Genomic DNA, 18,043 nt, shown 5'->3' on the forward strand with positions numbered 1-18,043 from the left:
TGGAAGAAAAATTGGCTCTCAGAAGCCGCTTACTTTATTAGGATCGCCAGGTGCGAATACTCATCGTGGCGCGGGATACCAGCCCAATCGACGCCGGATAGATTTACGCAAGCCATCCATTTCACCCAATGATCAGTATTGCAAAAAAGGGGGTGACCATAGATTTCTTCTTGATGGCTTTGAGTGCCTCAAGCACTTTTTTGCGAAAGGCATCGTTGGGTTCAACCTCGTCGCTGCCCGGCGCCGAAGGTTTACTGAGGATCTCCTGACGACCGCTGGGGTACTCCACGGTGAAGGTGCTGTAGTCCTTGTTGCTGGTCACCCGGCAGGCCGGGGTCTTGACGGCTTTGCCTGCCCCCAGTTGGGCCCACTGCTCGGCGTTGAACACCACTGGGCTGCCCTCGGCGAGGGTGAGCACACGGTGATCGATCTCCTGCACGGAGCTGGTGATGATGCTGGAGAAGCGCCATGCCCATCCATCGCCCAGGCCGGCTTCATTACCGCGCAGCGCCGAGTAGTGCAAGGTCAGGTCGCATACTGGCCCCAGTCCACGCAGGCCTTGCAGGGTAGCGATTGGATAATGGGCGTGGAACAGGCCACTGCGTTCGTCCACACCGGTGCGGTCGTGATGGCTGGTGTCGAAGACTTCGGAGTGGTTGGTGTTGCCGTAGTCTTCGCACAGGAAGCTGATGGCCTCATACCCGTCCATCGGCGGCGACGGCGTGAACGCCACGGCCTGCACGCCGTGCCAGAAGTGGCTGGGGTGCAAGGCGCCGACATGGCCCACGGTCAGCATGGTCTTGTCGCGCGCGCTTTCAGAATTCCAGCTCCCCATTGAGCGCCTGAACGTCGATCTGCACGGTGCCATCGCCGGCCGCCAGCGTGAACCGAGCCTGTTCGGCGCTCTGGCGACCCGGCCAGTCGTCGTTCTCGAGCAGGTACTTGACGTAGTCGCCGTCGCTCCAGCTTTTGCCATCGCCGACGTTCTCCAGCAGTACGTGCAGCTCGCTGAAACGGGGTACGGTCAGGGGTTGGTCGCCGGCGTCGATCCGCAATTCCGGCCAGGCCTGCGTTTTGAGGAAATCGGCCAAGGCCTGCAACCAGCTGGCCCGGTCACTGACCTTGTTGGCATCCTGGGGTTTGAACAGGGCACGGTGCAGCAACTTGTGGCTGAACGGATGGCGAATCGTGATCAGCACCGCGTGCCCGGCGTCAGCCTTCCAGGCCGAGGATAGGTGAGGGCCTGCCTGGCGCCCGACGGCGTCGGGCAGGGTTGTGAAAATGCGCAGTGCATCGCCGCGTTGCCACAGGAACAGGTTGTCGGCCTCATCGGCCTGGCCGGCCTGAGGGTTATGCGTCGAGGCGCGCAGGAAGGCGGATACCGGTGAGCCATTGAGCGCAGTCGCCCAGGCGCCGAGCCACTTGCCTGAGGCGCGCTGGGCCTTGCTGGGTGTCCACTGATGGTGAGCCAGCAGGCGATGGGAAAAGCCATCGTAGACCCACGCCTGGATTGGCTGAGCGTCATCGAGGGCTTGCCCGCCTTCGATTGTCTGGCTTTGCCACCAGTGCGCCTCGGTGAGGGTCACACACAGTTCGGCGCACTGCGGCACCCAAAAGGCATTGCCGTTTTCGGCGGGGGTCACGGTGCAAGTGTCGAGGACACCCGCCCGCAGCACCCGGCTGTCACGGTTGACCTGCTCGCACAACGCCTTGGACCAGTTCGTCCCGGCTTGCTCGGCCGTCGCGGTGAAGAAGTGCTGCTCGTACAGGGCCTGAGAGGTCAGGTCGCGCACTTGCAGGCACAGCGTTGCACCCGCCGAAAGGCTGAAGGCGTCGTCGCAGGCCAATGCCTGCACCAGGTTAGCGGCGAACGGTGCGTTGCTGAACGCGCGGTAGCGCGCCGGGCTCCACAGCCTGAGAGGCTCGGTGGCCGTCGAAAAGACGTTGTCCGCGCTCCAGCCCCCGGCGGTCATCGGCTCACCTGCGGCGGCCAGATGATCGGCGAATGCCTTGGGCCACTGCTTGGCAGCGCGCTGGGCCTTGGGTGCGGAGTAATCGACACGACGGATATCGCCGTCGAGTCGGTCGATGAGAAACGCACTCAAGACTTCGCCCTCGGCCAGTGCGCGGCCTGCCTTGAGGGTGCTGCTGGTACACCAGCCGCCGTCGACACTGCCGACCCGCTCGAGCGAAAAATCGGTCATATCGGGGAGCAAACCGTCGGGCTGGGTGGAGATCAGGTAAGGGTCGTGCCGCGTTTCGGTCTTCGAAGTCTGGGTCATGTCACGCGCCTCCGTGAAGGGATGTAGCCCAGGTGATCGGGTGCGCTGAGCGCTCGAGAGATGAGGGCCATTGAACGGCGCACAGAGACAGGCCACAACTGACAAAGTTATCAGGCGACGGGGACGTTTTACGCAGCGGGCAGGCCAAGCGCTTCTAGGTGCTGTTCGGCCTGGCTCCCGGTATCTCGCAGAGAAGCGCCAGGACGATTGCGCGTTTACAAGGGGAAGTGGTTTGGTGGCTGGTAAACTTTCTTTCATCTGAAGTTAACCCACGCACCTTGTCAGCCGCGGATTGAATGCCGCAGTTACGCCACCGTGCGCCTGGGGCGTAACTTTTTACTGAACGTACGGATGACTTTAAGTTCATTACGTGTTCCGAACGGCACACTTATCATTCAACGGCGGCCTACTCGCCCTTGAGGATAATTATGAACATGCTCACCACCGGTGAACCCATCACCTTTACCACGCTGCCCGAATGCATCCTGATCACCGGCGCCACCGGTTTTCTGGGCGGGTCGGTCGTCGCTCAACTGATCGCCAGCGGCCAGGCTGCGCAGCTCATGTTCCTGGTGCGTGCCGATGAGGCCGAACAGGGTCTGGAGCGTCTGCGCGCCAACCTGCAACAGCACGGCGTCGGCCTGGCCGAGCGCATGGCGCTGCGCGCCGAGCAGATCATTTGCGGGGACTTCCTCGACACCACCTGGCTGGCGCGCGAAACGCCGCGTCTGATGACGGTGGACCGCGTGATCAACTGCGCCGCCGTCGCTTCCTTCTCGAAGAACCCGACCATCTGGCCGGTCAACGTCGAAGGCACCTTCGCCTTCGCCGAGGTCATGAGCCGCTCGCGGCGCCTCAAACGCTTCCTGCATGTCGGTACCGCCATGTGTTGCGGGCCAGAGCGCGAGTCGCCGATCAGCGAGTCGTGGGAGTTCCCCGAGGCCGAGCAGCAATTGGTGGACTACACCGCCTCCAAGGCCGAGATCGAGCGACGCATGCGCGAAAACCTGCCCAGCCTGCCCCTGGTGGTGGCGCGCCCTTCGATCGTGGTCGGGCACCGCAGCCTGGGCTGCCAGGCCTCTGGCAGCATCTTCTGGGTGTTCCGCATGGGCTTCGCCCTGGAGAGCTTCACCTGCGGGCTGGACGAACAGATCGACGTGATCCCGGTGGACTACTGCGCCGAAGCCCTGATCGGCCTGACCCTCAAGCCGCGCCTTAATCACGACCTGTACCACATCTCGGCCGGCCATGACTCGGCCTGTACATTCGCCGAGATCGACCGTGCCTTCGCCCTGGCCAATGGTGCGGACCCGGTGGGCGAGCGCTACCGCAAGATCGACGTCGACAGCCTCAAGGAGCTGGCAGTGAGCTTCGAGTCGCGCATCGGCCCGGCCAACCCACGGCTGGTACTGCGCGCCTTGCGCCTGTACAGCGGCTTCGCCGACCTGAACTACCTGTTCGACAATCAGCGCCTGCTCGACGAGGGCATTGCCGCTGCGCCGCGTTTCACCGACTACCTGGACGTGTGCGTGCGCTCCTCCAGCGGCGTCAGTATCGCCACGCAGATGCAGTGGGACTTCAAGTAAGCCTTGATCAGACCGGGGCCAACCTTCGGCCCCGGCACCCAGGTGTTTCACGAGGTGATACGGATGCGCGAAAAGCGTGCACGCCCGCCCGCGACCTTCCAACCACGCTGCCGAAATCATCCTTGTCAACGGGCACAAACTCATAGTTGGCACGTCTATTGATTAGCCACTCCGCAACGATTGTTGAACAATCACACGTGGAGCAGCCCTTATGTCCCGAGCCACCGTCCTCACCCTCGCCCTGTCCCTCAGCGCTGCCGCCCAGGCCGCCGACGGCACCCTGCAACCCGATCGCCTGTCCGTGGGTTCGGACCTCACCTACCCGCCCTATACCTACCTCGATCAAGGCAAACCTGCTGGCTTCGACCCGCAGTTCATGAACCTGCTCGGCGCGCACCTCAAGCTGACCACCCAGTTCCAGGACACCCGCTTCGCCAACCTGGTGATGGGGGTCAACGCGCGGCGCTTCGATGTGGTGGCGTCGGCGCTGTACGTCACCCCGAGCGCGCGGCCCAGGTCGATTTCCTGCCGTACCTCAAGAGCGGCGCCTCGCTGATGGTACGTGCCAGCGACAGCTTCCGCCCCAACGGCCAGAAGACCTGTGTGGCAAGCGCATTGGTTCGATCAAGGGCGGCTCGTGGATTCCCAAGCTGATGGCACTTTCCAAGAGCCACTGCGAAGCCAATGGTCAGTCGGCCATTGATTCGCGTGAATTCCCCACCTCGCCGGAAGCGGCGCAGGCGCTGCTGGCCAAGGCCGTGGACGTGCAGTTCGAAGACGCCGCCGTGGCCGCCATTACCGCCGACAAGCTCAAGGGCCGTGTGCTGATCAGCTCCAACGAACTCATCTACCCCGTGGTCATCGGCCTGGCCGTGCGCAAGGGCAACGAGGCGCTGCTCAGCGAGCTGCGCCAAGGCTTCGCCGACATGAAGGCCAGCGGCGAATACCAGACCTTGCTCAGCCGCTACAACCTCGCTGAACCGAGCGCGGCCGAAGTGGCCCAGGCCCTGGGCCAGAACCCTCAAGCGGCAGCGCAGTAAGCGGGAGCGTCAAGCATGCAATTCGATTGGGATTACGCCGCAGGCCTGCTGGTCAACGGCGACTTCTGGAAAGCGGTCGGCACCGTGGTGGAGTTGAGCGTCGAGACCTGGTTGCTGGGCATCGTGTTCGGTTTCGTGCTGGCCCTGGCACGGCAATCTCGCCACCGCGCGCTGAACCGTGGTGCGGCGCTGTACATCTGGTTCTTCCGCAGCCTGCCGCTGCTGGTGCTGCTGATCTTCGTCTATAACCTGCCCCAGGTATTTCCCAGCACCAGCGTACTGCTGTCCAACCCCTATGCTGCCGGCCTGATCGCCCTGGTCTTGAGCGAAGCCGCGTACATCGCCGAGATCCATCGCGGCGGCCTGCTGGCGGTGGCCAAGGGTCAACTGGAAGCGGGCAAGGCGCTGGGCATCCGCTATACCGGCGTGCAACGGCTGATCGTGATTCCCCAGGCCTTGCGCGTGGCGCTGCCGACCTTGGCCAACGAGTACATCACCATCGTCAAGCTGACCTCGCTGGTGTCGGTGATTTCTCTATCGGAGATCCTGCTGGTCGGCCAGCAGTTGTACACGCAGAACTTCCTGGTCATGGAGACCATGCTCGCGGTGGCCTTCTACTACGTGCTGATCGTGACAGTGTTCAGCTACCTGCTGCGCCGCCTGGAGCGCTACCTGGACGTTACCCAGCGCTTGCCCAAGGTGGTCGCCGACGACACGGCGCAGGCCGCACCGGCGCCCCGTGCCAGCCCCGCGCGGCGCGGCGAGTTCGCCATGCGTGTGCTCGGTGCGCGCAAACACTACGGGCCACTGGAGGTGCTCAAGGGCATCGACCTGGATATCCGCTTCGGCGAAGTGGTATCGATCATCGGGCCGTCGGGGTCGGGCAAGACGACGCTCATCCGCACGCTCAATGGGCTCGAAGGCCTGGATCGCGGCCAGGTCGAACTGTGCGGCGCACCGTTCCTGCGCGGCCATGATGAGGAAGGTGGCAGCCTCGGCAGTCGCCTGCACATGGAAGGCATCGTCCAGGTCGGCATGGTGTTCCAAGGCTTCAACCTGTTCCCGCACAAGACCGTGCTGGAGAACGTGATGCTCGCCCCGCAGCATCACGGCCACGCCAGTGCCGCCGAACTGCGCGCCTTCGGCTTGTCACTGTTGAGCAAGGTGGGGCTGCGCGAGCACGCTGGCAAATACCCACACCAGCTTTCCGGCGGTCAGCAGCAACGGGTGGCGATCGCCCGCGCTCTGGCCATGCGCCCGCAAGTGATGCTGTTCGACGAGCCGACGTCGGCGCTGGACCCGGAACTGGTAGGCGATGTGCTCAAGGTCATCGAAGACCTGGCCCGCGAAGGCATGACCATGGTCATCGTCACCCACGAAATGAAGTTCGCCTTCCAGGTGTCCGACCGCGTGGTGTTCATGGAGCGCGGTGAAATCATCCAGGCCGGCGCGCCGCGCGAGTTGCTCGACAACCGCAGCGAGCGCATGGGCCGCTTCCTCAAGGACGTGCAACTGGCATGAGCAATCGAACCGCGGAAAAGACCGACGAGCGCCTGTCCCTGGCCGATCAGGTGGCCTGCGAAATCCGTGAGGACATCATCGGTGGGCGCCTGGTGTCGGGCATGGCGCTGGTCGAGGCGGACCTCACCGGTCGCTACAACGCCTCGCGCAATACCGTGCGCGAAGCCCTGCACCAGTTGGGCCACGAGGGTCTGACCACCTACGTGCGCAACAAAGGCGTGATGGTCCGTCGCCTGGGGGTGGCCGAAGTGCGCGACATCTTCCTGGTGCGGCGCACCTTGGAGGTGCAGGCGATCCACGGCAGCAAGCCGCTGCGCGAGTACCAGTCCGACCGCATGCTCGATGCCATCGAGGCCGCGGAGCTGGCCCGTGAGCGCGAAGACTGGCAGGCCTTCGGCACCCACAGCCTGCGCTTTCATCAGCACATCGTCGGCCTGCTGCGCAGTCCGCTGCTCGACGCCTTCTTCACCAACATCGCAGCGCAGATGCGCTTGGTGTTCGCCGTGGCCCCGGATGAAAAGAACTTCCAGAGCCCTTGGCTAGAGCGTGACCGGCAGATCCACGACCTGCTCGCCGACGGCCTGCGCCTGGACGCTGCCGAAGCCATGACCCGCTACCTGGACGACTCCGAGCACGCCCTGCTCGACCTGTTCAGTCACCCACCCCGTTCCTGAAACCGGAGACTTACCCATGTACAAGGATTACCCCGCAGCCTACCAAGTCAGCAAAGGCGCCGCCCTGCAAGTGGACAAGGCCTTCTACGACCGCGTGCGCGAGCGTCAGGATGCACGCACCTTGATCGAACAGTTCGACGTGCCGATCCGCACCGGCCGGGCCTGGAAAGTGCCAGCCGGTCACGTGTTTCGCGTCACCACCCCCGTCGGCCCGCAGGTCGGCGACTTCAACATCTGGAACGCCCACGATCCGCGCGAGCGCCTGTGGGCAGCGCGCACCCGCCAGTTGCAGGGCGCCCACGTCACCACCTACGACCGCCTGTGGTCGAACCTGCCGTTCCTGCGTCCGCTGGTGACCATCACCGACGACAGCCTGGCCGACTACGGCGTCGACGAACACGGCGGACGCGTCCACGACCTGCTCGGCACCCGCTGCGACCCCTACGTGAACAAGATGCTCACCGGCGAGAATTTCCACCATCACTGCCATTCCAACCTGACCCGCGCCGTGCTGCCCCATGGCCTGACCGAGTTCGACGTGCACGATGTACTGAACATCTTCCAGTGCACGGGCCTGAACCATGACGACATGTACTTCATGAAAGCCTGCCCGGCCAAGCAAGGCGACTATCTGGAGTTCTTTGCCGAAATCGATGTGCTGTGCGCGTTGTCGACCTGCCCGGGCGGCGACCTGTCGCTGCCGATGTGGGGACCCGAAGCCCAGGATCCGCTGTCGGTCTGCCGGCCGCTGGGGGTGGAAATCTACGCCCTTGAGAACAGCTTGCTGGAAGGCTGGACGCAGCCCAAGCGCGCAAGCTACGAAGGCATGCACGGGCTGGCGATTGCCAAGGCCGAGTGGGAGTGATCGGCTAAACGTCGCTGTGTTTCCAACATCGCCTAGTCCGCAGTCAGTACAGTGGGGGCGCGTCAACAGATGACGGGGCAGCTATCGGGCAGCCCTGTCATCGGCGAGTGCCGCTCAAGGCTGAACGGCTTGATTGGCGCTACTATAGCTGAACGGTGAGCCTGAGACCTTATTGAGGTCCAGAGCAATCACCGGTACCCATTTTCCTGTCGCATTCTTGAACTTGGTCTGGAATATCTTGGCATCGTTGAGTGAAATGGTATTGCCCACTTTGTAGAAGAACGCCTCGATCGGTAAGTTCGCGCCGTCGTTCTGTGGCCACAGGTTGACCATCATCTCATTCCACAGTGCCTCCATATTCCCGGGGCGGTTAGCGCGCACTTGATAGCTGACTGCGAACTGCGCGGCATCTTGCGTACTCAATGAGCATTGAAAGTCACGATTGGGAATGGTTTTGGTGAATGCATACCAGTTTGACACGGTGGTCGCATTCTTAATGGCGCAGGTGCTGAGGTCGGCTGTCGCAGGTGCCGTACGTGGCTTCAAACCGCAGCCTTTCGCAGCCCGGGTACCGACTATAGTGCCAGCATCGTAGGCGTAGATACATAAATACTCCATCCCTTTTCCTTGCGCGGCGGCTTCGGTCTGTGGGAGGAATATGAACCCTGCATTCCTGTAGAAGTTGTTGACATAGGAATCAACACGGAAGTAGGAAAAAGAGACCGCCCCCAACTTTATGGCCGTCGGACTGGGATCCCAAGGGTTGAAGTTGCCATTGTCAACTGAACGGATGATGATGCCATTGCAGTAGTAAGCGGGTAAGTTTCCTGGGCAGCTGTGCGCGGTGGCGTTGTACCGGCCATTCAGGCGCGCGGCAACTTCCTGTCCCTTATCGGGCGGTGTTTCACCTCGAACGACACTGACGTTAAAAGGCGGAGAGATGAGCAGCGGGTCATTGCCTGCGCCTACGCTGGCAGTGACAACTGCTGTCTTTCCAACATCCTTTACGATTTCGTGCTTAGGAACTTCAAACCGCAGCGGTTGACCCGGTGTGTTGACGGTTTGAACCTGTGCATCCCATTGACTGGTGCCCTTCCAGCGCAGGCCGACGCTATCGCCTTTGGTCATGGGCTTATAAAGAAAGCTGATCGTGACTCCATTATCCACCGCCTCCACATCCACAGTGCTCGATGAGGAGTCAGGAAAGCGCGGCCGATAGAGCTCCAGTGAATTGACATTCGCTTGAGTCGAGGCCTGCAGTGGCATTTCTGTCTGCGTGCGCGCCCATCCGCTCATCAGTAGCATCAAAAGCGTCGTAGACACAACGGCCGCATAATGCGGATAGCGTGAGCGTATTGTTTTCATGCCATGTCCTCCGGTTGAACTTGATGAGGTGCGCGCGCTGTTGTTATCAATCTTTACGAAAGCCTTCACGACATTAGTGCATGGCTGCTGGGCGGCTCCACTGACAAAAATGTCAGGTCTCGGTGAGTACTCATGATTGAATCATTGCGGCTTGGTTCGAGAGTAGGGATCGTCGACAATGTGCGGCCGCAGGTATGCCCCAGTCGCTATATAGGCCCACATCGGACAGATGCTCGACATGACGCTCCTTTACCTCAAGCTCGTAGCCACACCGCTGCTGATGTGGGCCGTCTCCCTCGCCTCACGGCGATGGGGCGGCCTGCTCGGTGGTTTGCTGTCCGGCATGCCGATCACCTCGGCGCTGGTCATGCTGTTCCTGTGCCTGGAACAGGGCACGGCCTTTTCCCTGAATGCAGTACCCGGCGCTTTGGGCGGGTTGGCGGCGGTGCAAGGCAGTTACGCCTGTTACCTGTTCGCCAGCCGCCGTTTCGCAATCGCGCATTCGGCGATGCTGGCATTGGCCTTGTATGCCGTGGCGTCCTATGCGCTCACCCACTGGGGTGGCTTGCAGCTGTCCATCGGCCTGGCGCTGGGGCTGATCGCGCTGTTGGTCTGGGCCACGGCCCGGGAACCGCGGCCGGCGGAGTTGGCGCAGATTCGGCATCGCTGGTGGGAGATTCCCCTGCGCATGGTCGCCGCGACAGCGCTGCTGATGCTCACCACGGGCGCGGCACACTGGCTGGGCCCGGCGGTCAGCGGCATGCTCGCGCCGATTCCGGTGATCGCCTGGCCGCTGGTGGTGTTCTCGCATGTTCAAGGCGGACGCTTCACTATGGCCGGCATGATCCGCGGTAATGCCATCGGCGGCGTCGGCGTGATTGCCTTTTACCTCAGCCTCGGCGGGCTGCTAGCGCATGTGGGTATCGTCCTCACCTTCCTGCTGGCCATCGGCTTGGCAGTGCTGCTGACCCTGGGGCTGGCAGCCGTGCTGCGTGGCTGCGCGGCGACCCGGCGTGGCTAAGGGGCAGATATGCAGGTCCTGTTCGGTGGCGTGGCGGACCTGGGCGTCTGCGCCAGCGACCCCCGCGATCTGCCGGCGGTGCGCCACATGGGCTCTGAGCTCTGGGCTCTGGGCTCTGGGCTCTGGGCTCTGGGCTCTGGGCTCTGGGTGATTATCCGTTGGCTTTGGTGAGGCTTAGTCACCTTTTCGCCCTTACGGCGACCCCCTTAATGAGATGGTCACCCCGGCACCCTACGAGGCGTACGCTTTCGTAGGGTGTTTTTACTTCGGAGACCGTCATCATGAGCAACGTGACCCTGATCGGCATCGACATCGGCAAACATACCTTCCACCTACACGCCCAGGAAAAGTCCGGCAAAGAAGTGTTGCGCAAAAAATGTTCAAGGCCGCAGATGATGCGGTTTCTGGCCAATCATCCCCCTTGCACGGTAGTGATGGAGGCCTGTGCCGGCTCACACTGCCTGGCGCGAGAAATCAAAGCGATAGGGCATGAAGCAAAGCTGATTTCACCTCAGTTCGTTAAGCCTTTCGTCAAGGGCAACAAGAATGACTTTGTCGATGCGCAAGCCATCTGTGAAGCCGCTTCCCGACCTTCCATGCGCTTTGTGACGCCAAAATCGCCTGAGCAGCAGACGCTCTCTGTTTCTCATCGGATGCGTGAATCACTGATTCGCGACCGGACCAAAACGGTGAACCAGATGCATGGTTTCCTGCTCGAGTTCGGCGTCAGCCTGCCAACGGGACTGGCGGTGATCAAACGCCTCGCTTCAGTGCTTGAAGAGCACGACCTGCCTGTACGCCTCGTCGCACTGCTGCAGCGCCTGCATGATCACTTCGTCTACCTGACCGAGCAGATCAAGCTGCTGGATGAAGAGCTGGCAAGCCAGCTGGCTGACGATGATCTGGGTAGTCGCTTGCTGACTATTCCGTGTGTCGGGCCGATCACCGCCAGCCTGCTGGCCGTAGAAATGGGAGATGCTCGGCAGTACGGCAGCAGTCGTGATTTTGCAGCATCCGTAGGCTTGGTCCCCAGGCAATACAGCACCGGCGGCAAGCCGACTTTGCTGGGAATCAGCAAACGTGGCGACAAGAACCTTCGGCATTTGCTGGTGCTCTGCGCCCGTGTCTACATGCTTCGTTTGAAGTACCAGAGTGGCCCATTGGCCGACTGGGTACGTACGCTATCAACACGACGCCACTCCAACGTGGTGACCTGCGCGTTGGCCAACAAACTGACACGCATCGCGTGGGCCATTGCCACTCGACACTCGCAATATGAAACGGAGCCAGGCGCGCTGAACGCCTGACCCCGTTGTGCTGCACCGAGTTTTACCATCAGGTTTTGCGATAGCTGAACAACGGATGAAATAAACGGCCGATCGGCCTGGCGATGATCCTGGAAGAAAAATTGGCTCTCAGAAGCCGCTTACTTTATTAGGATCGCCAGGTGCAAATACTCATCGTGGCGCGGGATACCAGCCCAATCGACGCCGGATAGATTTACGCAAGCCATCCATTTCACCCAATGATCAGTATTGCAAAAAAGGGGGTGACCATAGATTTTTCCAAGAAAAAAGGGGGTCGCCGTAAGGGCGGGGTATGTCAGAAATTTTGTGTTCGGGCATAACATGAGCAAGAGGTGCATGTATGCCAACCAAGAAGAAACCCCTGCGTGACCTACCAAAAATCCCCAAGGAGCTGCTCGAGCAGTTCGGTGAGGGCCTGATGACTGCGGAGGCTATCGAAGATGCCTCTGCGGCATTCAAGAAGGCGTTGATCGAACGGGCCTTGAACGCCGAGCTCAGTCACCACCTGGGGTATCTGCCGGGCGCGCAGCGCCCAGAGGATGAAACCAATCAGCGCAATGGCAGGACTGGCAAGACGGTTCTGACTGGAGAGGGGCCGCTGCGGCTGGATATCCCCCGTGATCGAGACGGTAGTTTTGCGCCCATCCTGATTCCCAAGCACGAGCGCCGTTATACCGGTTTCGATGACAAGATCATCGCCATGTATGCCCGAGGCATGACCGTTCGGGAAATTCGCGCATTCCTCTCCGAGCAGTATGGAACGGATGTTTCGCATGACTTCATCAGTTCGGTCACGGCCGAGGTGATGGAGGAAATCGGCGCGTGGCAACAGCGGCCGCTGGAGCCGATGTACCCGGTCATTTTCTTTGATGCACTACGAGTCAAGATTCGCGAAGAAGGCCTTGTGCGCAACAAAGCGATTTACTTGGCGCTGGGCGTTCTACCCGATGGGACGCGCGATATTCTCGGGATCTGGATCGAAAATACCGAAGGTGCGAAGTTCTGGATGAAGGTCTTCAATGACCTCAAGACGCGCGGCGTTGAGGATGTGCTGATCGCCGTCACCGACGGCCTCAAAGGGATGCCAGAGGCGCTAAGCGCCGTGTTTCCGGCCACCACGCTGCAAACATGCATCGTCCACTTGATCCGCAACAGTCTCGATTATGCAGCGTGGGATAAGCGTCGTGATCTGGCCAAAGCGCTCAAGCCGATCTATCAGGCCATCAACGCCGAGGCGGCTGAGCAGGCACTGGATGCCTTTGAAAACGGCCCTTGGGGCAAACAGTACCCAACGGTAGTTGCGGCATGGAGAAGAGCCTGGGATCGAGTGATTCCATTCTTTGTCTTCCCGTCAGGCATTCGAAAAGTGATCTATACGACCAACGCGATCGAAAGCATCAACGCCCAGCTACGCAAGATCATCAAAACGCGTGGTCACTTCCCAACGGATGAGGCCGCCACCAAGCTGATCTGGCTGGGGCTGCGGAACATCACGGCAAACTGGGGCTCAGCGGCCCATGACTGGAAAAATGCGATGAATCAATTCGCGATGCTGTACGGAGATCGATTTATCAGGCCGACCTGGTAAAAGCATGGCCAGCCTGACGGCAGGCCGTTATCGGCCCGCACACAAAAAATCTGACACTCTCTAAGGGCGAAAAGGTGACTAAGCCCCACCAAAGCCACCGGGTAATCACCCAAAACCAAACCAGCCACAAAACCCCACCCCTGTTAATCCTGAGAAAATCCAACCCCTCCATCATCCCCTCCATCGGCCCTAAACCCGGCCTGAAACCCAAATCGATGACGGAGATCCACCCAAATGAAATCCCTGCCCTACCTCCTGGCCCTACTGACCGCCACCACCATGACCACCGCCCTGGCCGAAGGCGGCGCCGAACGCCTGCAGGAACACCATGCCCGCTGGGCCCAGCAACAACAGCAACAAGCCCAAGACTCCACCCAGGCTCTGGCTACCCGTGAATCCTCCTCCAGCGCTGAACATCAGGAAAAGGCCGCTAAACCCTCATCCTGATTCGGGATAAGGTGCGGCGTCCTGTCGCACCTGCCGGCCTTTGGCAAGCGCGCGGCCCAGGACGTAGAATGCCGCGCCCTTTTCGCCCAGTCGCCTCGTACGGTGGCCACCGGCAGCAATGACCACGTCTGCGCCTAACCCACATCGCCCATGTGCCACAGGCTCAACCGACCCCGCCCGACCTCGCCTGCGCGAGTCTGCGGTTGAGTCTTGCCCTGGTCGCACCCCACCCTGGCACCGTCGCACAGCCCCGCCCCTTCAACGGCCGGCCTGGCCTGTGTGATCGAAAAGGCTCATCCGCTGATCGATCACTTGAGGTACGTATGTCACCGCGTTTGCTGGCCATGGCGCTGGCACCCCTGCTTGGACTGTTCATCATTGCCTTGGGCAATGGCCTGCTCTACTCCCTGACCACCCTGCGCCTGGGCGAGACCGGCGAATCGGCGACGATGATCGGTATCGTCTCCTCCGGCTTCTTCATCGGCCTGACCTTCGGCGCCGTTTTCAACGACCGGCTGATCCTGCGCATCGGCCATATCCGCGCCTACAGCAGCTTCGCCTCACTGATCGCTGCCACCATCCTGCTGCAAGGTCTGTTCGTCGACACCTGGGGCTGGTTCGCCCTGCGCCTGCTCAACGGCTGGGCCACGGTCGGAGTGTTCCTGGTGATCGAAAGCTGGCTGCTGCTGGCCGGGGATGCGAAGATCCGTGGCCGCCTGCTGGCCTTGTACATGATCGCCCTGTATGGCGCAGGCGTGCTGGGCCAGGCCTTGCTCGGCGACCTGGTCAGTCTCGGCGACAGCGCACCTTTCACCGTGGCCGGCATGCTCGCGGCGCTGTCGGTGCTGCCGATCGTGATCCTGCCACGGGTCTCGCCGCTGCTCGAACAGGTCGAGCCGCTCAAACCACGGCAACTGCTGGGCGTGACGCCCAGCGGGCTGGTCGGCTGCTTCGGCTCGGGCGTGGCCATCGCGGCGGTGTATGCCCTGCTGCCGCTGTACCTGCAACGCATTGGCATGGATGTGGTGGAAGTCGGTCACATGATGGCCTGGGTGATCCTCGGCGCCATGTTGCTGCAATATCCGGTCGGACGCTGGTCGGACCGCAAGGACCGCCAGGACGTGCTGATCGCCCTGGGCGCGCTGTGCGTGGTGCTCTCGGTGGTGATCTTGCTGCTGCCTTCGTCCTCGCCCTGGTTACCGGCGGTGTTGTTCCTGTTCGGCGGCGGCGTGTTCGCGGTGTATCCGGTGGCGGTCAGCCACGCCGCCGACCGCGCGCCGATGGACGCGCTGGTGCCGATGATCCAGGGGCTGCTGCTGATCAACTCGTTGGGCTCGGCGATGAGTCCGCTGGCCATCTCGCCGGTGATGACCTCCTACGGTGCGGATGGTCTGTTCTGGGCATTCGCCGTGATCAACCTGGCCATGGTCAGCTTCTTCATGTGGCGTCGTGGCAAGCGGCCGGCGCCGGAGCATCCGGCGCCTTTCGCACCAACGGCCACGTTCTCGCCGACGGGTGCAGAACTGCGCATGACCGAAGAGCTGATCCACGCCGCCCAGGACCACCCGCCGATCGTCGACGCGGTAACCGGCGAGAGCGCTACACCCGCGCGTACCGAAACGGCGTGAAGGCGTCAGGTCGTGGACCCGTACCACGACCGTTCGTCGGCTACCGGGCACCCTGCCCCGGCTCGGTAGCCGAACGAAAGACGATCACCCACAGGAGATTCACCATGGTTCGCACGCGTCCGCTCCTACTCGCCCTGGCCATCGGCCTGACCTCCAGTGCTGCCTTCGCCGCCGGCGAGATGAACAGCACCGATCACAAGGCCCCAGCCTCCAACGCCGAAATCCAGAAAAGCAAGACCCCTGGCAACGGCACCAGCGTCAACAACCCAGGTGGCACGCGTGATAACGACAGCAGCGATACCAGCAGCGCGGGTGCAGCTGACGGTAGCACCGGAGGCTCCAGCAGCACCGGTGAAGCCACCGGCAGTGGCGCCGGTGTGACTGGTGGCGCCGCCGAGGACCAGGACAGCAAATAAGCATCTGGGCGGTGGACGATCAACGCCAGCAGGTGCGATCGTCCACCCGCTGTTCATGGGCCTGGAACAACAGCGGCAGTTGTTCCTTGAGAAAGTCCAGCCAGGTTCGTACCTTGGCATCCAGATAGTGCCGCGAAGGGTAGATCGCGTAGATCTCCCGCTGGCGCAGACGATATGGCGCCAACAGTCGCAACAACTTGCCATTTTGCAACGCCTGACTGGCCGAGTAATAAGGCAGCAAGCCAATCCCCATTCCCAGCTCAGTAGCCTTGACCATGGCGTCTGCAACGTTGGTCAGAAAGGTGTCCTGCGGATGGATCACGCACGCGTCCGGCCCTTCACCGAAGGGCCAGTCTTCTTCGAACAACGGATCCACCGTGCGCAGGCAGATATGCTGGTGCAGGTCTTCGGGCTGCTTGGGTATCCCTTGGCGAGCCAGATAGTCGGGCGAGGCGCAGAGCACGCTGTAAATGCTGCCCAACGGGATGGCGATCAGTTGCGAATCCGGCAGGCCCTGGCCGATGGCGATCACCACATCGTGCCCCTCGGCGAGCAGGTCGGGGTTGCGCTGGGACAGCGTCAGCTCCATCACCACTTCTGCGCAACTGGCGTTGTAGCGCGCCACCAGCGGCATCATCAGCAGGCCCAGACCATGGCTGCAATGCACCCGCAGCCGTCCGCGCGGCGTGAGGTGGGCGCCCCGGGCTTCGTCGACGGCCTCTTCGGTCAGCAACATGATTTGCCGGCAACGCTCGAGGAAGCGCTCCCCGGCCTCACTCATGCGCAGGCGCCGGGTGGTGCGGTGCAGCAAGCGGGTCTGCAACTGCTTCTCCAGCTCCGCGACGATCCGCGACACTTGCGCCGCCGAGATGTCCAGCGCATTGGCGGCACCGGCGAAGCTGCCGCACTCCACCACGCGGGCGAAGGTGCGCATCGCATGCAGCATATCCATGGTCGGCAATCCTTTGAGGTCGAACGTTACCCAGGGGGCGAGAATCTATCATGAGATGCCGCAGGCCAGGGTATTCAGCCAAGCAGTTGCTCGATCCACTCGATGTGCAAGGCGAATAGACGCGCCTTGTCCTGCGGCACATCCCGGGCCCGGGCAACATTGGCCAGGGCCATCTGCCGCTGACGGCGCATGCGCCGCCACTTGTCGATGAACGCTGCGCTCTTCTCACGCATCAGCAGTGGCCCGAACAGCAACTCCTGGGCGCTGTAGATCACCGGGTCTGAAGGCTCGGCGACGATGATCTCGTAGTCGAAGCGGTTTTCCCGCAGCACCTCTTCAGCCACGATGCGGTAGCGGTTGTCCATCAGCCACTGCCGCAACGGTTGCTCGCCACCGTTGGGCTGCAGCACCAGGCGCTCGCGCCCGTGCAGTCGCGCCTTGCCCCGTTGCAGGATCTCGACCATGGTCTCGCCGCCCATGCCACACAGGCTGACGGTGTCGATACGGTCATGGACGTCGATGGCCTCCAGGCCATCGGCCAGACGTACCGTGACGCGGTGCTCAAGGCCGTTGCGTTTGACGTTGCGCTGCGCCGACTCGAACGGCGTGACCGCAGCCTCGCCGGCTACCGCCGCTTCGAGTACGCCGCGCAGCGCCAAGGCCACCGGCAGATACCCGTGATCTGAGCCGATATCGGCCAGGCGCGCACCCGGTGCAATGTAAGCCGCCACGCGTTCCAGCCGCTGCGACAGTGTCAGTTCGTTCAACGCCAACCCCTTGCCTGAAATCCGCGGCGATTCTGCGGTGCCAGCCTCGTCATTTCAATGCCATTCGTAGCACGCAGCCGACTCGACCCTTTCGTGACGCTCGCGTAGGCTTGCCTGTTTTAGTCCAGCGCAAGGTAGATTCATCCATGGCTCAGACAGGTATCACCTTCACCCCCGATGCGGACGCCGAGTCCATTTCCTCCGACGTCGCCGAGTTCAACGGCGTGCTGGTCACCACGCAAATTCCCGTGCGCGCCGACGGCGAGCTGGAACTGGGCGACATCGTCACCCAATGCGAGTGCACCCTGCAGGCACTCAAGGATGCGCTCGAGGGCGCCGGCAGCTCGATGGACCGCGTGCTGCACCTGACCATCTACCTGACCGACATGGCCGATCGCGCGGTCTTCAACCAGGTATACCAGCGTTTCTTCGCCAAACCCTGGCCCGTGCGCGCCGCTGTCGGCGTGGCGGCGCTGGCGTTCGAAGGGATGAAGGTGGAAGTCACTGCGATGGCGGCCAAGGGCTGACACCGCACTCAAGCCGCGCAGGCGCCACGCCCCAGGCGCCTGCCTTCCGGCAGCCAA

At 62.0% G+C, this 18,043-nt stretch carries 18 protein-coding genes; 13 read left to right on the forward strand and 5 right to left on the reverse strand.

Translation table 11 applies throughout. The annotated features are described in order from the left end of the window. Positions 1-121: 121 nt before the first annotated feature. Together GKC70_RS11910 and GKC70_RS11915 are read right to left on the reverse strand one after the other, a co-directional pair. Entirely contained in the window at positions 122-835 is a 714-nt protein-coding gene (locus GKC70_RS11910; protein WP_342648736.1) for a hypothetical protein, read from the reverse strand. Beyond that, complete coding sequence (locus GKC70_RS11915) at positions 816-2,282, reverse strand: hypothetical protein (protein ID WP_342648737.1); 1,467 nt, start codon at positions 2,280-2,282, stop codon at positions 816-818. Before GKC70_RS11915 ends, GKC70_RS11910 begins: the two co-directional genes overlap by 20 nt. Positions 2,283-2,710: 428 nt before the next feature. Between GKC70_RS11915 and cprA the strand changes: the two genes are divergently transcribed. The 6 genes from cprA (at position 2,711) to GKC70_RS11945 (ending at position 7,968) form a co-directional block, all read left to right on the forward strand. Next, entirely contained in the window at positions 2,711-3,868 is a 1,158-nt protein-coding gene (gene cprA / locus GKC70_RS11920; protein WP_342648738.1) for a cationic peptide resistance protein CprA, read from the forward strand. Positions 3,869-4,079: 211 nt separating this feature from the next. Then, complete coding sequence (locus GKC70_RS11925; protein ID WP_342648739.1) at positions 4,080-4,424, forward strand: transporter substrate-binding domain-containing protein; 345 nt, start codon at positions 4,080-4,082, stop codon at positions 4,422-4,424. Next, positions 4,339-4,908, forward strand: a complete 570-nt coding sequence (locus GKC70_RS11930; protein ID WP_342648740.1) for a transporter substrate-binding domain-containing protein — start codon at positions 4,339-4,341, stop codon at positions 4,906-4,908. The genes GKC70_RS11925 and GKC70_RS11930 overlap by 86 nt, the downstream gene beginning before the upstream one ends. A 15-nt stretch (positions 4,909-4,923) precedes the next feature. Further along, complete coding sequence (locus tag GKC70_RS11935) at positions 4,924-6,429, forward strand: amino acid ABC transporter permease/ATP-binding protein (RefSeq protein WP_342648741.1); 1,506 nt, start codon at positions 4,924-4,926, stop codon at positions 6,427-6,429. Next, entirely contained in the window at positions 6,426-7,103 is a 678-nt protein-coding gene (locus tag GKC70_RS11940; protein WP_029615162.1) for a GntR family transcriptional regulator, read from the forward strand. The genes GKC70_RS11935 and GKC70_RS11940 overlap by 4 nt, the downstream gene beginning before the upstream one ends. Before the next feature lie 16 nt (positions 7,104-7,119). Continuing rightward, positions 7,120-7,968: a DUF1989 domain-containing protein gene (locus tag GKC70_RS11945; RefSeq protein WP_342648742.1), complete on the forward strand. Its 849-nt coding sequence runs from the start codon at positions 7,120-7,122 to the stop codon at positions 7,966-7,968. A gap of 114 nt (positions 7,969-8,082) precedes the next feature. Here GKC70_RS11945 and GKC70_RS11950 read toward each other — a convergent pair whose 3' ends face one another. Continuing rightward, a complete protein-coding gene (locus GKC70_RS11950; RefSeq protein ID WP_342648743.1) occupies positions 8,083-9,333 on the reverse strand; it encodes a hypothetical protein in 1,251 nt (416 codons plus the stop codon). A 238-nt stretch (positions 9,334-9,571) separates the two neighbouring features. On the opposite strand from GKC70_RS11950, the gene GKC70_RS11955 reads away from it, so the two are divergent. From GKC70_RS11955 to GKC70_RS11980, 6 genes are all read left to right on the forward strand, one after another. Further along, positions 9,572-10,354 carry a hypothetical protein gene (locus GKC70_RS11955; protein WP_342648744.1) on the forward strand — a complete coding sequence of 261 codons (783 nt, stop codon included), beginning with the start codon at positions 9,572-9,574 and terminating at the stop codon, positions 10,352-10,354. A gap of 281 nt (positions 10,355-10,635) precedes the next feature. Then, entirely contained in the window at positions 10,636-11,661 is a 1,026-nt protein-coding gene (locus GKC70_RS11960; protein WP_342648745.1) for an IS110 family transposase, read from the forward strand. 340 nt (positions 11,662-12,001) lie between these two features. Beyond that, a complete protein-coding gene (locus GKC70_RS11965) occupies positions 12,002-13,249 on the forward strand; it encodes an IS256 family transposase (protein ID WP_342648746.1) in 1,248 nt (415 codons plus the stop codon). Positions 13,250-13,483: 234 nt separating this feature from the next. Further along, a complete protein-coding gene (locus GKC70_RS11970) occupies positions 13,484-13,696 on the forward strand; it encodes a hypothetical protein (RefSeq protein WP_342648747.1) in 213 nt (70 codons plus the stop codon). A gap of 323 nt (positions 13,697-14,019) precedes the next feature. Beyond that, a complete protein-coding gene (locus tag GKC70_RS11975; protein ID WP_342648748.1) occupies positions 14,020-15,324 on the forward strand; it encodes an MFS transporter in 1,305 nt (434 codons plus the stop codon). A 104-nt stretch (positions 15,325-15,428) separates the two neighbouring features. Beyond that, on the forward strand, positions 15,429-15,740 hold the full coding sequence (locus GKC70_RS11980) for a hypothetical protein (protein WP_029612643.1): 312 nt from the start codon (positions 15,429-15,431) through the stop codon (positions 15,738-15,740). A gap of 19 nt (positions 15,741-15,759) precedes the next feature. On the opposite strand, the gene GKC70_RS11985 is transcribed toward GKC70_RS11980, so the two are convergent. Together GKC70_RS11985 and GKC70_RS11990 are read right to left on the reverse strand one after the other, a co-directional pair. Continuing rightward, positions 15,760-16,692 (reverse strand): LysR family transcriptional regulator, encoded by a 933-nt coding sequence (locus GKC70_RS11985; RefSeq protein WP_342648749.1) that lies wholly within the window; start codon positions 16,690-16,692, stop codon positions 15,760-15,762. Positions 16,693-16,766: 74 nt separating this feature from the next. Then, positions 16,767-17,459: a tRNA (adenine(22)-N(1))-methyltransferase TrmK gene (locus tag GKC70_RS11990; protein WP_342648750.1), complete on the reverse strand. Its 693-nt coding sequence runs from the start codon at positions 17,457-17,459 to the stop codon at positions 16,767-16,769. 146 nt (positions 17,460-17,605) lie between these two features. Between GKC70_RS11990 and GKC70_RS11995 the strand changes: the two genes are divergently transcribed. After that, positions 17,606-17,986, forward strand: coding sequence for a RidA family protein (locus tag GKC70_RS11995; protein WP_029612638.1), 381 nt, complete (start codon positions 17,606-17,608; stop codon positions 17,984-17,986). Positions 17,987-18,043: the final 57 nt, after the last annotated feature.

It is taken from the genome of Pseudomonas sp. REB1044 (genome assembly GCF_038813925.1).
Taxonomy (GTDB): Bacteria; Pseudomonadota; Gammaproteobacteria; order Pseudomonadales; family Pseudomonadaceae; genus Aquipseudomonas; species Aquipseudomonas boreofloridensis.

Coding starts and splice junctions, on each gene's coding strand:
- GKC70_RS11910 (WP_342648736.1), bottom strand. CDS start 835: ATGGGGAGCTGGAATTCTGAAAGCGCGCGCGACAAGACCATGCTGACC.
- GKC70_RS11915 (WP_342648737.1), bottom strand. CDS start 2,282: ATGACCCAGACTTCGAAGACCGAAACGCGGCACGACCCTTACCTGATC.
- cprA (WP_342648738.1), top strand. CDS start 2,711: ATGAACATGCTCACCACCGGTGAACCCATCACCTTTACCACGCTGCCC.
- GKC70_RS11925 (WP_342648739.1), top strand. CDS start 4,080: ATGTCCCGAGCCACCGTCCTCACCCTCGCCCTGTCCCTCAGCGCTGCC.
- GKC70_RS11930 (WP_342648740.1), top strand. CDS start 4,339: ATGTGGTGGCGTCGGCGCTGTACGTCACCCCGAGCGCGCGGCCCAGGT.
- GKC70_RS11935 (WP_342648741.1), top strand. CDS start 4,924: ATGCAATTCGATTGGGATTACGCCGCAGGCCTGCTGGTCAACGGCGAC.
- GKC70_RS11940 (WP_029615162.1), top strand. CDS start 6,426: ATGAGCAATCGAACCGCGGAAAAGACCGACGAGCGCCTGTCCCTGGCC.
- GKC70_RS11945 (WP_342648742.1), top strand. CDS start 7,120: ATGTACAAGGATTACCCCGCAGCCTACCAAGTCAGCAAAGGCGCCGCC.
- GKC70_RS11950 (WP_342648743.1), bottom strand. CDS start 9,333: ATGAAAACAATACGCTCACGCTATCCGCATTATGCGGCCGTTGTGTCT.
- GKC70_RS11955 (WP_342648744.1), top strand. CDS start 9,572: ATGACGCTCCTTTACCTCAAGCTCGTAGCCACACCGCTGCTGATGTGG.
- GKC70_RS11960 (WP_342648745.1), top strand. CDS start 10,636: ATGAGCAACGTGACCCTGATCGGCATCGACATCGGCAAACATACCTTC.
- GKC70_RS11965 (WP_342648746.1), top strand. CDS start 12,002: ATGCCAACCAAGAAGAAACCCCTGCGTGACCTACCAAAAATCCCCAAG.
- GKC70_RS11970 (WP_342648747.1), top strand. CDS start 13,484: ATGAAATCCCTGCCCTACCTCCTGGCCCTACTGACCGCCACCACCATG.
- GKC70_RS11975 (WP_342648748.1), top strand. CDS start 14,020: ATGTCACCGCGTTTGCTGGCCATGGCGCTGGCACCCCTGCTTGGACTG.
- GKC70_RS11980 (WP_029612643.1), top strand. CDS start 15,429: ATGGTTCGCACGCGTCCGCTCCTACTCGCCCTGGCCATCGGCCTGACC.
- GKC70_RS11985 (WP_342648749.1), bottom strand. CDS start 16,692: ATGGATATGCTGCATGCGATGCGCACCTTCGCCCGCGTGGTGGAGTGC.
- GKC70_RS11995 (WP_029612638.1), top strand. CDS start 17,606: ATGGCTCAGACAGGTATCACCTTCACCCCCGATGCGGACGCCGAGTCC.